This is a genomic window from Streptomyces sp. NPDC058326 (assembly GCF_042879855.1).
GTDB lineage: Bacteria > Actinomycetota > Actinomycetes > Streptomycetales > Streptomycetaceae > Streptomyces.
On the sequence record NZ_JBHVZO010000004.1, the window covers coordinates 284,331 to 299,332 of the forward strand.

18 protein-coding genes are annotated in these 15,002 nt (G+C 72.8%); 2 read left to right on the forward strand and 16 right to left on the reverse strand.

Features of this window, described 5'->3' with window-relative positions; all coding sequences use genetic code 11:
* Positions 1 to 30: 30 nt before the first annotated feature.
* The 4 genes from groL to ACFVYX_RS09930 all read right to left on the reverse strand — a co-directional run bounded on the left by groL (position 31) and on the right by ACFVYX_RS09930 (position 3,482).
* Positions 31 to 1,659 carry a chaperonin GroEL gene (groL, locus tag ACFVYX_RS09915; protein ID WP_073810085.1) on the reverse strand — a complete coding sequence of 543 codons (1,629 nt, stop codon included), beginning with the start codon at positions 1,657 to 1,659 and terminating at the stop codon, positions 31 to 33.
* A gap of 129 nt (positions 1,660 to 1,788) precedes the next feature.
* Positions 1,789 to 2,097, reverse strand: coding sequence for a co-chaperone GroES (groES, locus tag ACFVYX_RS09920; RefSeq protein WP_384108098.1), 309 nt, complete (start codon positions 2,095 to 2,097; stop codon positions 1,789 to 1,791).
* 261 nt (positions 2,098 to 2,358) lie between these two features.
* Positions 2,359 to 2,565, reverse strand: a complete 207-nt coding sequence (locus ACFVYX_RS09925; protein WP_389680852.1) for a hypothetical protein — start codon at positions 2,563 to 2,565, stop codon at positions 2,359 to 2,361.
* Positions 2,562 to 3,482 carry a polysaccharide deacetylase family protein gene (locus tag ACFVYX_RS09930; RefSeq protein ID WP_389680853.1) on the reverse strand — a complete coding sequence of 307 codons (921 nt, stop codon included), beginning with the start codon at positions 3,480 to 3,482 and terminating at the stop codon, positions 2,562 to 2,564. Before ACFVYX_RS09930 ends, ACFVYX_RS09925 begins: the two co-directional genes overlap by 4 nt.
* A 129-nt stretch (positions 3,483 to 3,611) precedes the next feature.
* On the opposite strand from ACFVYX_RS09930, the gene ACFVYX_RS09935 reads away from it, so the two are divergent.
* The gene (locus ACFVYX_RS09935; RefSeq protein ID WP_389680854.1) at positions 3,612 to 4,808 is read left to right on the forward strand and encodes a methyltransferase domain-containing protein; all 1,197 of its coding nucleotides are present in this window, start codon (positions 3,612 to 3,614) and stop codon (positions 4,806 to 4,808) included.
* Positions 4,809 to 4,876: 68 nt separating this feature from the next.
* Here the strand turns inward: ACFVYX_RS09935 and ACFVYX_RS09940 are convergent, their stop codons facing one another.
* The 8 genes from ACFVYX_RS09940 to tsaB all read right to left on the reverse strand — a co-directional run bounded on the left by ACFVYX_RS09940 (position 4,877) and on the right by tsaB (position 11,011).
* A complete protein-coding gene (locus ACFVYX_RS09940; protein WP_389680855.1) occupies positions 4,877 to 5,500 on the reverse strand; it encodes a hypothetical protein in 624 nt (207 codons plus the stop codon).
* Between the two features lie 198 nt (positions 5,501 to 5,698).
* Entirely contained in the window at positions 5,699 to 6,970 is a 1,272-nt protein-coding gene (locus ACFVYX_RS09945; protein WP_389680856.1) for an RNA polymerase sigma factor, read from the reverse strand.
* A gap of 32 nt (positions 6,971 to 7,002) precedes the next feature.
* Complete coding sequence (locus ACFVYX_RS09950; RefSeq protein ID WP_073810095.1) at positions 7,003 to 7,368, reverse strand: YciI family protein; 366 nt, start codon at positions 7,366 to 7,368, stop codon at positions 7,003 to 7,005.
* Positions 7,369 to 7,507: 139 nt separating this feature from the next.
* Complete coding sequence (locus tag ACFVYX_RS09955) at positions 7,508 to 8,428, reverse strand: polysaccharide deacetylase family protein (RefSeq protein WP_389680857.1); 921 nt, start codon at positions 8,426 to 8,428, stop codon at positions 7,508 to 7,510.
* Positions 8,429 to 8,474: 46 nt separating this feature from the next.
* Positions 8,475 to 8,714: a hypothetical protein gene (locus ACFVYX_RS09960; protein WP_389681118.1), complete on the reverse strand. Its 240-nt coding sequence runs from the start codon at positions 8,712 to 8,714 to the stop codon at positions 8,475 to 8,477.
* A 14-nt stretch (positions 8,715 to 8,728) separates the two neighbouring features.
* Positions 8,729 to 9,838, reverse strand: a complete 1,110-nt coding sequence (gene tsaD, locus ACFVYX_RS09965) for a tRNA (adenosine(37)-N6)-threonylcarbamoyltransferase complex transferase subunit TsaD (RefSeq protein WP_389680858.1) — start codon at positions 9,836 to 9,838, stop codon at positions 8,729 to 8,731.
* Between the two features lie 31 nt (positions 9,839 to 9,869).
* Positions 9,870 to 10,331, reverse strand: coding sequence for a ribosomal protein S18-alanine N-acetyltransferase (gene rimI / locus ACFVYX_RS09970; protein ID WP_389681119.1), 462 nt, complete (start codon positions 10,329 to 10,331; stop codon positions 9,870 to 9,872).
* A gap of 23 nt (positions 10,332 to 10,354) precedes the next feature.
* Positions 10,355 to 11,011, reverse strand: coding sequence for a tRNA (adenosine(37)-N6)-threonylcarbamoyltransferase complex dimerization subunit type 1 TsaB (gene tsaB, locus ACFVYX_RS09975; RefSeq protein ID WP_389680859.1), 657 nt, complete (start codon positions 11,009 to 11,011; stop codon positions 10,355 to 10,357).
* Between the two features lie 96 nt (positions 11,012 to 11,107).
* Here tsaB and ACFVYX_RS09980 point away from each other — a divergent pair, with 96 nt between their 5' ends.
* Positions 11,108 to 11,674, forward strand: a complete 567-nt coding sequence (locus ACFVYX_RS09980; RefSeq protein ID WP_389680860.1) for a hypothetical protein — start codon at positions 11,108 to 11,110, stop codon at positions 11,672 to 11,674.
* A 68-nt stretch (positions 11,675 to 11,742) separates the two neighbouring features.
* On the opposite strand, the gene ACFVYX_RS09985 is transcribed toward ACFVYX_RS09980, so the two are convergent.
* The 4 genes from ACFVYX_RS09985 to alr form a co-directional block, all read right to left on the reverse strand.
* On the reverse strand, positions 11,743 to 11,922 hold the full coding sequence (locus ACFVYX_RS09985; protein ID WP_389680861.1) for a hypothetical protein: 180 nt from the start codon (positions 11,920 to 11,922) through the stop codon (positions 11,743 to 11,745).
* Positions 11,923 to 12,046: 124 nt separating this feature from the next.
* Entirely contained in the window at positions 12,047 to 12,547 is a 501-nt protein-coding gene (gene tsaE / locus ACFVYX_RS09990) for a tRNA (adenosine(37)-N6)-threonylcarbamoyltransferase complex ATPase subunit type 1 TsaE (protein ID WP_389680862.1), read from the reverse strand.
* 10 nt (positions 12,548 to 12,557) lie between these two features.
* The gene (locus ACFVYX_RS09995) at positions 12,558 to 13,760 is read right to left on the reverse strand and encodes an alpha/beta fold hydrolase (protein WP_389680863.1); all 1,203 of its coding nucleotides are present in this window, start codon (positions 13,758 to 13,760) and stop codon (positions 12,558 to 12,560) included.
* 12 nt (positions 13,761 to 13,772) lie between these two features.
* Positions 13,773 to 14,921 carry an alanine racemase gene (gene alr, locus ACFVYX_RS10000; RefSeq protein WP_389680864.1) on the reverse strand — a complete coding sequence of 383 codons (1,149 nt, stop codon included), beginning with the start codon at positions 14,919 to 14,921 and terminating at the stop codon, positions 13,773 to 13,775.
* Positions 14,922 to 15,002 lie beyond the last annotated feature (81 nt).

Consider the following 15,002-nt stretch of genomic DNA (forward strand, 5'->3'; position numbering starts at 1 on the left):
GATCAGTACTCACTGATCGGTGAACGAGCCTCAGTGCGAGTGGCCGTGACCGTGGCCGTGGCCGTGGTCCGCCGGCTCCTCTTCCTTCTTCTCCACCACGAGGGTCTCGGTGGTGAGGAGGAGGGAGGCGATCGAGGCGGCGTTCTCCAGGGCGGAGCGCGTCACCTTCACCGGGTCGATGACGCCGGCCTTGACCAGGTCGCCGTACTCGCCGGTGGCGGCGTTGAAGCCCTGGCCCTTGTCGAGCTCCGCCACCTTCGAGGTGATGACGTAGCCCTCGAGGCCGGCGTTCTCGGCGATCCAGCGCAGCGGCTCGACGGCGGCGCGGCGGACGACCGCGACACCCGTGGCCTCGTCGCCGGTCTTGCCGAGGTTGCCCTCCAGGACCTTGACGGCGTGGACCAGAGCGGAGCCACCACCGGAGACGATGCCCTCCTCGACCGCGGCGCGGGTCGCGGAGATGGCGTCCTCCAGACGGTGCTTCTTCTCCTTCAGCTCCACCTCGGTGGCGGCGCCGACCTTGATCACGCACACGCCGCCGGCCAGCTTCGCGAGGCGCTCCTGGAGCTTCTCGCGGTCCCAGTCGGAGTCCGTGGACTCGATCTCGGCCTTGATCTGGCCGACGCGACCGGAGATGTCCTCGGCGTTGCCGCCACCGTCGACGATGGTGGTGGCGTCCTTGGTGATGGTGACGCGGCGGGCGGTGCCGAGCACGTCCAGGCCGGCCTGGTCGAGCTTGAGGCCGACCTCCTCGGCGATGACGGTGGCACCGGTGAGGGTGGCCATGTCGCCGAGCATCGCCTTGCGGCGGTCACCGAAGCCGGGGGCCTTGACGGCCACGGCGTTGAAGGTGCCACGGATCTTGTTGACGACCAGGGTCGACAGGGCCTCGCCCTCGACGTCCTCGGCGATGATCAGGAGCGGCTTGCTGGCGCCGGCCTGGATGACCTTCTCCAGGATGGGCAGCAGGTCCTGGATCGAGGAGATCTTGCCCTGGTTGATCAGGATGTACGGGTCGTCGAGGACGGCCTCCATACGCTCCTGGTCGGTGACCATGTACGGGGACAGGTAGCCCTTGTCGAAGGCCATGCCCTCGGTGAAGTCGAGCTCCAGGCCGAAGGTGTTGGACTCCTCGACGGTGATGACACCGTCCTTGCCGACCTTGTCCATCGCCTCGGCGATGAGCTCGCCGACCTGCTGGTCCTGCGCGGAGAGCGCGGCCACGGCAGCGATGTCGGACTTGTCCTCGATCGGACGGGCGGTCGCGAGGAGCTCCTCGGAGACGGCCTTGACGGCGGCGTCGATGCCCTTCTTCAGGGCGGCCGGGGAGGCACCGGCGGCGACGTTGCGCAGACCCTCGCGGACCAGGGCCTGGGCGAGCACGGTGGCGGTGGTGGTGCCGTCACCCGCGATGTCGTTGGTCTTGGTCGCCACCTCCTTCACCAGCTGGGCGCCGAGGTTCTCGTACGGGTCCTCGATCTCGACCTCGCGGGCGATCGTGACACCGTCGTTGGTGATGGTGGGGGCGCCGAACTTCTTGTCGATGACGACGTTGCGGCCCTTGGGGCCGATCGTCACCTTCACCGTGTCGGCAAGCTTGTTGACGCCGCGCTCAAGGGCGCGACGGGCGTCCTCGTCGAACTTCAGGATCTTCGCCATGGGAGCGGTTCAGCCCTCTCGGAATCGGGTGGAACGAACCGCGCCCCGGGGCGCCTGGAAGGGGCCTCGGGGCGCAGCTCTGAGCATCTGGTTCAGTGCTCGTACTTCGGTACTTCGTACTTCGGTGAATTACTTCTCGACGATCGCGAGCACGTCGCGAGCCGAGAGGACGAGGTACTCCTCGCCGTTGTACTTCACCTCGGTGCCGCCGTACTTGCTGTAGAGCACGACATCGCCGGTCTGGACGTCGAGCGGCAGGCGCTCGCCGTTCTCGAAGCGGCCCGGGCCGACGGCCAGGACGACGCCCTCCTGGGGCTTCTCCTTGGCGGTGTCCGGGATGACCAGGCCAGAGGCGGTGGTCTGCTCGGCGTCGAGCGGCTGGACCACGATGCGGTCCTCGAGCGGCTTGATGGCAACCTTGGAGCTGGTGGTCGTCACGATCCGACCTCCCCCTTCGGAGATCACGGGGTTGACTGTCTGAGGTGGCGAACCAGGTGGATCCGTCGTCGCGGGTGCCGGACCTGCCCGTCGCTGTGTTGGCACTCTCCGGTGGGGAGTGCCAGAGCCGAGACTATGACCGCGATTAGCACTCGGTCAAGCGGAGTGCCAATTCCGTGCCGTGTGGCGATTCGGCACGGGTACGGGCGACGGCGCATCCGGCCCCCGATTCCGTACGGGGGTTCGATCCATGACGACCCCCTAGCGGTCCTCCCCTCGTGACGGCCCGGCGGCGGTCCGCTCCGCGATCGTCGTCGACTCCCGCGGTTCCGCCGGCCCGACCCGCTCCGCCGCCTTCCGCCCGAGCCGCTCGATCGGGTCCACGGCGGAGGCGCATCCGGAGACGGCGAGGAGTGCGGCGGCCAGGACGGCTCCGGCCGCCGCCCGAGCCGCCGGGGAGCGGCTCACACGTAGTCCTCGAGCTTCGCGACCGCGTACCCCTTGGCCGTGATCACGTTCATCACCCGGCGGATCATGTCGGGCATGGTGCCCTTCCAGTCGTCCTTGCCCCGGAAGTGGGTGAGCACGATGTCGCCGGGGTGCAGGTCCCGGTCCCACTCGCGCCACTCCATGCGGTCGGGGAAGGCCTCGGACGCCCACAGCGGGACGGCCTTGACCCCGCAGGACTTGGCGGCGCGCAGGGTGTCCTCGTTGTAGTTGCCGTAGGGCGGGCGGAAGAGCGACGGCCGCTTGCCGAAACGTTTCTCGATGACGTCCTGCATGCCGCAGATCTCGCGCTTCTGCCGGCTGTACGAGAGCCCCGGCAGATAGCGGTGGTTGAGGGTGTGGTTGTGCAGGGCCACCCCGCCCTCCTGCGACGTCTGCATGCGGGCGAAGTAGCCGTAGTCGTCCTTGACCACGTAGTCGCTGATGAAGGCGCTGTACGGGATCTTGAGCTCCTTCATCATCCGCAGCAGCTCGGGGTCCTTCTCCGCGCCGTCGTCGATCGTCAGGAAGACGACCTTCTGCTTGGTCGGCACGGTGGTGAAGACGGGCGGCAGGCCTTCGCCGTCCGTCTCGAAGCCCTTGCGGGTGGTGATCCTCGGCTTGACGGCGGGCGGGGCGGGGGCGTCGAGCGGCGTCCTGGCGAGGCCCCACTTCTTCGCGGCGGCCACGCGGGCGGCGCGCTGCTCGCGGACCTTCTCGACGTACTTGGCGAGCGCGGCGGACGCGCCCTGCGCCGGGGCCTGCTGTCCGGCGGCGGGGGCGGGCGGGCCGGCGGCCGGCTCGGGGCCGCCTGAGCAGGCCGTCGCGGCGGAGGCGAGGGCGGCGACGACGAGGGTGGCTCCGAGCACCCGGGAGGAACGGTGCACACCTTTTGCCATCTTTTTTTCCTTTTGTCGTATGAGTCGTATGGCGCCGCATCCTGTCAGCGCGCCGGCCCGTTCCCGGCCGCGACACCGCCGTACCGCACCCACGTCCCCCGGCCGGCCCACAGCATCACAGGGCCCACAATGGGACGGGTGACCGACCTCGCCTCCTTCGCCCCCCTCCTCGGCCCCGAGGGGCAGACCCTCCTCACCGCCCTGCGCGAGTACGACCCCGCGCAGGAGCTGGCGGTGGCCTCCCGGCTGCGCCGCGACCACCCCGCGGAGCTGGTCACGGCGGCCATCGGGCAGGCACGGCTGCGGCAGCGGGCGGTGGCGAAGTTCGGCGCGGAGGACGCGTACCGGATGTACTTCACGCCGAACGGCGTCGAGCAGTCGACCCGCGCCTCGGTCGGCGCCCACCGGGCGGCCCGGCTGAAGGCGCTCGGCGTCCGCAGCGTCGCCGACCTCTGCTCCGGCATCGGCGGCGACGCGATCGCCCTGGCCCGCGCCGGGATCTCCGTCCTCGCCGTCGACCGCGACCCGCTGACCGCGGAGGCGGCCCGCGCCAACGCCGAGGCGCTCGGCCTCGCGGAGCTCATCGAGGTGCGGTGCGCGGACGTCACCGACATCGACACCACCCCGTACGACGCCGTCTTCGTCGACCCGGCGCGGCGCGGCGGCCGGGGCCGGATCTTCGACCCGGAGGCGTACTCCCCGCCGCTGTCCTGGGCCGTCGAGGCGGCCCGCACAGCCCCGCACGCGGCCCTGAAGGTGGCCCCCGGCATCCCGCACGAGGCGGTGCCCGACGAGGCCGAGGCCGAGTGGATCTCGGACGGTGGGGACGTCAAGGAGGCGGTCCTCTGGTTCGGTACGGAGCCGGGCCTCCGCCGGGCCACGCTGCTCCCCTCCGGCGCGGTCCTCGCCGGCCGGGGCCTGCCCGACCCGGCGGTCCGGCCGGTCGGCCGCTACCTCTACGAGCCGGACGGCGCCGTCATCCGGGCGCATCTGGTCGCCGAGGTGGCGGAGGACGTGGCCGGCGGCCTGATCGACGCGACGATCGCGTACGTCACGGCGGACGCCCTGGTCCCCACGCCGTACGCCGCCGCCTATGAGATCACCGACGAACTCCCCTTCAACCTGAAGAAGTTGAAGGCCCTGCTGCGGGAGCGCGAGGTCGGCAACCTGACGGTGAAGAAGCGCGGCTCGGCGGTGGAGCCCGAGGAGATCCGCCGCAAGGTGAAGCCGAAGGGCCCGAACGCGGCGACGGTCCTGCTCACCCGGGTGGCGGGCGCTCCGACGATGCTGATCGGCCGGCCGGCGAGCGTCAGCGGCGGCCGGTGACGCCTCGGCACCGGTGGGCGGGCCCCGGCGACGGCCGCGGGCGCTCGCGTTCCACGGCGGCGTGACCGTCAGCGGCGGCTGCCCGTCAGGCGTACCGCGAGCCGGTAGTGGCCGACGGCCTTCACCAGGCCGGTCAGGCCGGTGATCCAGAGGATCAGGGCGACGCCCATGCCGTAGGCGACCAGGCCGTAGCCGCCGTCCCTGCCGGTGCCCGCCGGGACCGCGAAGCCCAGCCAGAGACCGAGCCCGCACATCGCGAAGGACAGCAGCAGCCAGCAGACGCTGAGGACGGGGGCGCGCAGCCGGGCGTCCGTCGGTCCGTGCCGGTCCAGGGCGGCCCACAGGACGAGACGCTCGCGGACGATCCGGTCGCGCCGCAGACTGCGGACGGTCAGCCACACGGCCGGGACGAGGACGCCGATGCCGATGAGCACCGTGAAGAGCCCGATGAGCAGCGTGATCGGATCGGGCACGGACCTGCCGAGAGAGGTGAGCAGGACCCCGATCAGTCCCCAGCCCAGTTCGAGCAGGAAGAACCAGAGCAGGAACAGCGCGAGCCGCCCGCCGCCGAGCAGCCGCCTGTTGAGCTCGTCGAGCGCGAGGGCCCGGTCCGCGAGCCGTGCGTCCCGGTCGGGCCAGCTTCGGAGTTCGGCGGGCGGGGGCGGCGGAGGCAGCGGAATGCGCGGGGACATGCCAAGCACCCTAAGGGTGCGCCTCAGGACGCCGGCGGGACGCCCCCGTCCCGGGGTACGGCCGCGCGCACCGACCCGGCAGTCCGGGGCCCACGGCTCGATCGGACACCCCGGGCCCCCACTGGCCCGGCCGGACCCCCCCGGAAGCCCACCCCGCCCAGCCGGCCCCCCGGACCCCGACACCCCGACGCCCCGCCCTCAGTCCTCCGCGCCCGACTCCCGCGCCCTCCCCCGCAGCAGTGCCCGCTCGCTCTCGTTGCGGGTGAGCGCGGCCGCCCGCTCGAATTCCGTACGGGCTTCCGCCGGCCGGCCGAGCCGGGCCAGCAGGTCGCCCCGCACGCTCGGCAGCAGGTGGTAGCGCGCCAGGGACGGTTCGGCGGCGAGGGCGTCGACGAGCGGGAGGGCCGCCGCCGGGCCCTCGGCCATCGACACGGCGACCGCGCGGTTCAGTTCGACGACCGGGGAGGGGGCGAGGAGCCCCAGCTGCCCGTACAGGGCGGCGATGGTCGCCCAGTCGGTCTCCTCGTACGAGGCGGCCCGCGCGTGGCAGGCGGCGATGGCGGCCTGGAGCGCGTACGGCCCGTAGGAGCGACCGTCCCCGGCGCGCGCGAGGGCGGCGAACCCGCGCCGGATCAGCAGCCGGTTCCACCGCCGCCGGTCCTGCGCGGCGAGCAGCACCGGCTGTCCGCCGGGCCCGGTCCTGGCCGCCGTCCGGGAGGCCTGGAGCTCCAACAGAGCGGCCAGGCCCTGCGCTTCGCCCTCCTGCGGCGCGAGGGCGGCGAGGACCCGGGCCAGTCGCAGCGCGTCCTCGCACAGGCCGGGGCGCAGCAGGTCGTCGCCGGCGGTCGCCGCGTACCCCTCGTTGAAGATCAGGTAGATCACTTCGAGGACGGAGCCGAGCCGGGCCGCCCGGTCCTCCCCGTACGGCACCTCGAAGCGGACGCCCGCCTTCGCGAGCGTCCGTTTGGCGCGGGTGATCCGCGCCGCCACCGTCGCCTCCGGTACGAGGAAGGCGCGGGCGATCTCGTCCGTGCGGAGCCCGCCGACGAGCCGCAGGGTCAGCGCGGCCCGCGCGTCCGCGGAGAGCACCGGATGGCAGGCGGTGAAGATCAGCCGGAGCACGTCGTCGTCGATGTCGCCCGGCCCGGGGGGCTCGGGGTCGTACGACTCCTCCGTGAGCGTCCTGCCCACCTCCGCGAGCTTTCTGGCGTACGTCTCGCGCCGGCGCACGAGGTCGACGGCGCGGTGCTTGGCGGTGGCCGTCAGCCAGGCCCCCGGCCGCTCCGGGACCCCGTCCCCCGGCCACTGCTCCAGGGCGGCGACGAGGGCGTCCTGGGCGATCTCCTCGGCGATGCCGATGTCCCTGACGATCCGCGCCACCGTGGCGATGATCCGCGCGGACTCCATGCGGAAGACCGTGTCGAGGGTGCTCTCCACCGGGGCCGGGCCGTGTGCCGTCACATCTCCCATGACAGCACACGGCACCGACAACGCGGACGGGGTCAGCCTTCCGGCATCTCCTCGACCTCGCGGACCTCGAGGCCGACCTTCCACTGCGGCGGATGGACGGCCAGGAAGCGCTTCCCCCACTCGACGGCCTCGGCCATGTCCTTGCACTGGAGCATGGCGTAGCCGCCGACGACCTCCTTGGTCTCGGTGAACGGTCCGTCGGTGTACGACAGCTTCCCGTCCGACCAGGTGATCCGGGTGGCCTCGGCGGTCGGCCTGAGCCCGGCCGTGTCCACCATGGCGCCGGCCTTGGTGATCTCCTCGAAGAGCGCGCCCATGCGCTCCTCGAAGCCGGGGTCGGCGCTCTCCATGTCGATGGTGTTCTCCTCGATCCGGACGAGGGACAGGAAGCGGGGCATGACGACTCCTCGGTGGTGCGGCGGCGGGGCCGTTCCCCGCCTTCCACACATACGTCGAACGGGCCGCGCCCGCATCGACACCACGCCCGGAAGGTTTTCCGGCGTCCTGGGACCCGGGCCTGTCTTGTGGATCAGGGCCCTAGACGTAGTCCTCCAGGCGGGCCACGGTGAAGCCCTGTTCCTGGATGCGGCGCAGCATGGTGGCGGTCATCTCCGTCATCGTCCGGCCCTTGAGCTCGGAGGGGCCGCGGAAGTGGGCCAGGATGATGTCGCCGGGGCGCAGCTTCCGGTCGCCGCGCTGGTACTGCATGTTCTTGATCTGCATGGACTCCCGCCACAGCACGATCGCGTCGACGCCGCACTCCCCGGCCGCGGCGCGGGTGGCCTCGTTCCAGTTGCCGTAGGGCGGGCGGAAGAGCCGCGGGGCCTGACCGTAACGATTCTTCAGCTTCGTCTGCTGACCGCAGATCTCACGGCGCTGGGCGTCCGGGGAGAGGGTGCGCAGGTTGGGGTGGGTGAGGGTGTGGTTGGCGAGCCCGTGGCCCTGGGCGACGAGCGGCGCGAAGTAGGCGTAGTCGCCGCGGATGGCCGCGTCGGTGAGGAACATCGTGACCGGGACCTTGAGGTCCTTCATCATCGTCACGAACTCGGGGTCCTTCTCCGCCCCGTCGTCGATCGTGATGAAGACGATCTTCTCGGTGGTGGGGATGTCGCTGATGACGGGGACCGGGCCGCCGGGCGGCCGGACGACCGGCTTGGCGGCGGGCGGGGCCGGCGGCGGCGCGAAGGGCTTGAGCCCCCACTTGCGGTACGCGGCGGCGGCCGCGGCGCCGGGTGCGGCGGGGGCCTCGGGCGCCTTGTCCCCCGCCCGGTCACCGCCGCCGTCACCGCCGCCGTCACCGTCCGCGGCCCGGTCACCGCCGCCGTCAGCGGCCCGGCCGCCGCCGACGTTCCCCGCGCGGTCGCCCGCACGGCCCCCGGCGGGGTTCTCCGCCGCGCAGCCGGTCACCAGGAGTACGGCGGCGGTGAGGGCCGCCCACAGCGCGATCGTCTTCTTCACGCGTTGTGGGATGCCCGCCCGGCTCGAAAGGTTGCCCGAACCTCGCCTATTCCACCGATTCGAAGCGCCAGCGGTGGACCGGACGGGCGATCAGCTCCGCGTCCGGCTCCGGCAGCTCGGGCAGCTCCGCGTCGAACGACGCCGTCTCCCACCAGGTGAGGACGAGGACCCGGTCCTGGGGAGCGCGGAGGATCTCCCGGCGCAGCGGCTCGTACGGGAGGACCTGCGCCCTGGCCCACTCCAGGAGCTCGGCGCCCCGGTCCTGGGCGGCCCGCGCCTCCCACATGAGCGTCACGGTGGTCACGGGTACAGGTTCTCCTTGCTGACCTCGTGCACATGATCGTGGTCGTGCGTGTGCCCGTGGTTCCCCGGCACATGCGGGTCCGTCACCGGAAGCGAGGAGTCCGCGGAGAGTTCCAGGTCGGAGGCCGGCCGGTTGCGGGCGACCATCTCGGAGCCGAGGGCGGCGACCATGGCGCCGTTGTCGGTGCACAGGCCCGGGCGCGGCACCCGCAGCCGGATCCCGGCCCGCTCGCAGCGCTCCTCGGCGAGGGCCCGCAGGCGTGAGTTGGCGGCGACGCCGCCGCCGATCATCAGATGGTCGACGCCCTCGTCCTTGCAGGCCCGGACGGCCTTGCGGGTGAGCACGTCGACGACCGCCTCCTGGAAGGACGCGGCGACGTCCCGTACCGGCACGTCCTCGCCCGCCGCCCGCTTGGCCTCGATCCAGCGGGCCACGGCGGTCTTGAGGCCGGAGAAGGAGAAGTCGTACGCGGGGTCCCGGGAGCCGCTCAGGCCGCGCGGGAACGCGATGGCGGCCGGGTCGCCCTCCCTGGCGAGCCGGTCGATGACCGGTCCGCCGGGGAAGCCGAGGTCGAGGACGCGGGCGATCTTGTCGAAGGCCTCGCCGGCCGCGTCGTCGATGGTGGCGCCGAGCGGCCGCACGTCGGAGGTGATGTCGGCGGAGAGCAGCAGCGAGGAGTGGCCGCCGGAGACGAGCAGCGCCATCGTCGGTTCGGGCAGCTTGCCGTGCTCCAGCTGGTCGACGCAGATGTGCGAGGCGAGGTGGTTGACGCCGTAGAGCGGCTTGCCGAGGGCGTACGCGTAGGCCTTGGCGGCGGAGACGCCGACGAGCAGGGCGCCCGCGAGACCGGGGCCCGCGGTGACGGCGATGCCGTCGAGGTCCCTGGCGGAGATCCCGGCCGTCTTCAGGGCGCGCTCGATCGTCGGGACCATCGCCTCCAGGTGGGCGCGGGAGGCGATCTCGGGCACGACGCCGCCGAAGCGGGCGTGGGTGTCGACGCTGGAGGCGACGGCGTCGGCGAGGAGCGTGGTCCCGTGGACGATGCCGACGCCGGTCTCGTCACAGGAGGTCTCGATGCCGAGTACGAGGGGTTCGTCAGCAGCCATCAGTCATTCCAGCCATGGGTCGGTACGGACATCAGATCTCGGTCTCGGTTCCTTGGACGGTCAGTCGCATCACGAGCGCGTCGATGTTTCCGGGCTGGTAGTAGCCGCGCCGGAAGCCGATGGGCTCGAAGCCGAAGCGCTCGTAGAGCTTCTGGGCCCGGGTGTTGTCCACGCGCACTTCGAGGAGCACCTCGTCGCACTCGAAGGCGGTGGCGTGCTGCAGCAGGTCGGTGAGGAGCCGGGCGCCGAGGCCGGTGCCCCACTGGTCGCGGGCGACGGCGATCGTCTGGACGTCGCCGAGTCCGCCGGCGGCGGCGAGCCCCGCGTACCCGACGAGCCGTCCTTCACCGTCCTCCGCGACGAGGTAGCGGCGGGTGGCCCGCGGTCCGCGCGCGTGTGCGAGCTCCGACCAGAACATCCCCGCCGACCAGGCGTCCTCGGGGAACAGCTCGTCCTCGAGGGCGAGGACCGGTGCGATGTCCCACCAGCGCATCTCGCGCAGTTCGACGGCGCCGGTCACTGGGGTGTGACCACCTTGTAGTTCTTCGGCACCTGCGCGTCGGGGCGGCGCAGGTACATCGGCAGCGGGTCGAGGAACCCGTCCCCGCCGGCCGCCAGTTTCTCCGCGGCGAGCGCGCCGAGCGCCGCCGCCGACTGGTGCTCGGGGTCACGGGCGTCGGGGAAGGCCTCGGGGTAGAGGCGGGCGCCCGCGCCGACGACCGGGAGGCCGGCGAGCGACTCCGCGATCTCGGCGGGCCGGTCGACGGCCGCGTCGGTCACGCGGGTGCGGGAGTCGTCGTAGCGCGCCCAGTAGACCTCCTTGCGCCGCGCGTCCGTGGCGACGGCGAAGGGCTCGCCGATCCCGGAGGCGTACGCGAGTCCGTCGAGGGTGCAGAGTCCGTGGACCGGCACTCCGAGGGCGGAGGAGAAGGCCGCGGCGGTGACGAGGCCGACGCGGAGGCCCGTGTAGGGGCCGGGGCCGACGCCGACGACGAGGCCGGTGACCGCGTCGAGCGTCAGCCCGGCCTCCTTGAGGACCCGGTCGACGGCGGGCAGCAGCAGCTCCCCGTGGCGGCGGGCGTCGACCTGGCTCGACGAGGCGACGACGGCCTCGCCGTCGTGGAGGGCGACGGTGACGGCGGGGGTGGCGGTATCCATGGCGAGCAACAGCACGCGAACAGCCTACGGCTCCCGGGCACGGTGCCCGGCCCCTCGCTCCCCCGGCTGCTACCGTCACCCTTCGATACGTTCGTACGAGAGGTGGGCACGGTGGCACGGAGCAGCTCGGGATTCGTGGCCGGGCTCACGGCGGCGGCGGTCGCCGCGGTCGCCTTCCTCGCGTACCAGGCCTCGGCCAACGTCCCCGCCGATCTGACGCAGCCGCCGCGGACGCCGAGCACCGCCGTCCCCTCGGTCTCGCCGAGCGGCGGCCCGAAGCAGCCGGCCGCGAACCCCCTCGCCGTCCCGGCGAACTCGGGCAGCGGTGAGCGGGTCGTGTACGCGCTCGCCGACCGCCGGGTGTGGCTGGTCGACGGGAAGGGGAAGGCGACGCGTACGTTCACGGTGATGCCGAGCACGGTGCACCCGGCGCCCGGGGCGTACAGCGTGACCTCCCGTTCGGGCTCGGTCCGCGGTTCGGACGGCGTGCAGATCGAGCACGTGGTGCGGTTCGCGACGGCCGAGGACGTGGCGATCGGCTTCAGCGCGGCGGTCGACGGCTCGACACCGAGCCCGGACCCGTCGAAGAAGACGGGCGGCATCCGTATGAAGCGGGCCGACGGTGACGCGCTGTGGATGTTCGCGGTGATCGGCGCGAAGGTCGTCGTCGTCGCCTGAGCGTCGCCGTTCGCGGTGATCGGCGCGAAGGTCGTCGCCCGAGCGCGTGTCCTGCCCGGCCCACGGGCCTACGCGGCCTCGTCCCGGACGTCCCGCAGCCCGCCGAGGCACGCGTCCGACCCGTCCCCGTCCTGCTCCTGCCCGGTCCGGGGTGGGGTCGAGAGCGTGTGGGCGGCCACGCAGGACGCCAGCAGCTCACTCATCGAGACGTGGTCCCGGGTGTGTTCCGCGCGCTTCGGCGTCGCCATGCATGCCTCCTGTAGGTTAGGTAGACCTAACCAGGCTCGTGCATCCATGTCACCACGGCACGTACGAACGACGCAACACCTTCCCGACACGTTGTCGGAATCTACGTACCCATGACCCGGCCGTTCAGAGCACGCCCAGGTCCTCGCCGGCCCAGCGCGGGCCGATCCCGCGCAGCACGACCGTGCGCCGGTCGTCGTCGGTGTCGCCGGTCACCCGGTGAATCAGCAGGTGCAGCCGGTCGTCGGTCAGCTCCTCGACCTTGCCGTCACCCCATTCGACGACGACGACCGACTCGGGCAGCGAGACGTCGAGGTCGAGGTCCTCCATCTCGTCGAGACCGCCGCCGAGGCGGTACGCGTCCACGTGCACCAGGGCGGGGCCGCCGCTCAGGGACGGGTGGACGCGGGCGATGACGAAGGTCGGGGAGGTGACGGCCCCCCGCACCCCGAGCCCTTCGCCGAGGCCCCGGGTCAGGGTGGTCTTCCCGGCACCGAGCTCGCCGGTGAGCATGACGAGGTCACCGGGGCGGAGGATCTTCGCGAGGCGGCGGCCGAGCTCCTGCATCTGCTGGGGGGAGTCGACGGAGAGGGTGGCGCCGGAGACGGGCGGGTGCGCTGCTTCCATACCCGCCAACCTATCCGTTGCGGGTGTCCGGTTCCGCAGCGACCGTCGCCGCCGCCGTCTCCGTCTCCGGCCCGGCGCCCGCGCGTACCAGCAGGTCGACGAGGCGGTCGGTGACCGCCTCCGGGTGCTCCAGCATCACCAGATGGCCGCCGTCGGGGACGATGACGAGTTCCGCCTCCGGCAGCAGATCGGCGATGGCCTCGGTGTGGGAACTCGGCGTCACCAGGTCGTTGTCCCCGGCGAGCGCGAGCACCGGCACCTCACGGAGAACGGGCAGGGCAGCGGCCTTGTCGTGCTCGGCGAAGGCCGGGTAGAAGGCGGCGACGACGTCGATGGGGGTCGACTCGATCATCCGCTCCGCGAAGCGGGCCACCGCCGGGTCCACGTCCCTCGACGCGAACGAGTACTTCTTGATCAGCCCCGCGAACAGGTCCGCGGTCGCCCTGCGGCCCCGCTCGACCAGCTCCGCCTGGGAGCCGAGCGCCCGCAGCACCCCCGGCAGGACCCTGCGGACGGCGTTGACGCCGGCGATCGGCAGCCCGTACGACACCTCCGCCAGCTTCCCGGCCGAGGTGCCGACGAAGGCGGCGCCGACGACCCGGTCGCGGACGAACTCCGGATAGCGGTCGGCGAGCGCCATGATCGTCATGCCGCCCATCGAGTGCCCGACGAGGACGAGCGGGCCCTCGGGCGCGGCGACGTCGAGGACGGCCTTCAGGTCACGGCCCAGCTGGTCGATGGTCACGGGCACCGCGTCGGGACCGGCCTGGGAGAGACCGGGGCCGGAGCGGCCGTGGCTGCGCTGGTCCCAGTGGACGGTGCGGACGAGACCGCGCAGCGCGGCCCGCTGGAAGTGCCAGGAGTCCTGGTTGAGGCAGTAGCCGTGGCTGAAGACGACGGTGACGGGGGCGGGCTCCTTGCGCCCGAAGAGCCGCCGCCGACGGGCGGGCGGGGCGGCCGCCTCCACCTCGTCGACCTCGTAGTACAGGACGGTCGAGTCGTCGGCGAGGGCCCGGCCGGGGGTCCCGCGCAGTCCGCCGTACGGGCCGGTGGAGTCGAGGGCGAGCCGCGCCTTCTGGCGCACGGAACGGCCGACGGTGAGCCGCTCGACGGCGACCCCGGCGGCCGCGCCCGCGGCGAGGACGCCTATCGCGGCGCCGGCGAACCCGGCACGCCGCCAGCTGGTGGTACCCGTACCGGCCGCCTCGCCCACGTCGTCTCTCTCCTACTCGCCCAGGTACACGCGCGGGACGCGCGCGCCGATCCGGGTGACGATCTCGTACGCGATGGTGTCGGCGGCCACCGCCCAGTCCTCGGCCGTCGGCTCGCCCCGGTCGCCGGAACCGAAGAGCACGGCCTCGGTACCGGGGGCGGGCTCGTCCCCGCCGAGGTCGACGACGAACTGGTCCATGGCGACCCGCCCGGCGACCGTACGGACCGTGCCGTCGACGAGGACGGGCCCGCGGCCGGAGGCGTGCCGGGGGACTCCGTCGGCGTACCCGAGGGGCACGAGCCCGAGGGTGGTCTCGCCCTCGGTGACGTAGTGATGGCCGTAGCTCACCCCGTGCCCGCCCGGCACCCGCTTGACGAGCGCGACGCTCCCCTTCAGCGACATGACGGGCCGCAGTCCCAGCTCGGCGGAGGTGCCGAGCTCGGGGCTCGGCGAGACGCCGTACATCGCGATGCCGGGCCGGACGAGGTCGAAGTGGGCCTCGGGGAGGGTGAGGGTGGCGGGCGAGTTGGCGATGTGCCGGACCTCGGGCCGGACGCCGGCCTTCTCCGCGTGGCCGAGCATCGAGCGGAAGACGTCGAGCTGGGCGGCGATGGAGGGATGGTGGGGTTCGTCGGCGCACGCGAAGTGCGACCACAGCCCGGTGACCTCGACGAGGCCGTCGGCCTCCGCCTTCAGCGCCGCCTCCACGAGCTCGGGCCAGTCGGCGGGCTGGCAGCCGTTGCGCCCGAGCCCGGTGTCGGCCTTGAGCTGGATACGGGCGGTCCGCCCGGTCCTGCCGGCCGCCTCCCGCACCTCCTCCAGGGCCCACATCCCGCTGACGGACATGTCGAGACCGGCCTCGATGCCCTGGTCCCAGGGGTCCCCCGGCGTCCAGAGCCAGCACATGACCGGCACGTCGACGATCCCGGCGGCCCGCAGCGCGAGCGCCTCGTGCGGCGTGGCCGTCCCGAGCCAGTCGGCTCCCGCGTCGAGGGCGGCGCGGGCACAACGGACGGCGCCGTGGCCGTACGCGTCGGCCTTGACCACGGCCATGACGCGGACGTGGGGGGCGACGCGGGCGCGCAGCGTGCGGACGTTCGCACGCAGCGCGCCGAGGTCGATCTCGGCGCGGGCTCTGCGGGGCGGCGGTGTCTCAGTCATCGCGCCCAGTCTCTCAGGTGGCAGCTGCCGGAGCCGCTTTCCCCGGATGTGACATCCTCCGCCCCGGGAACGGAGCGGCTT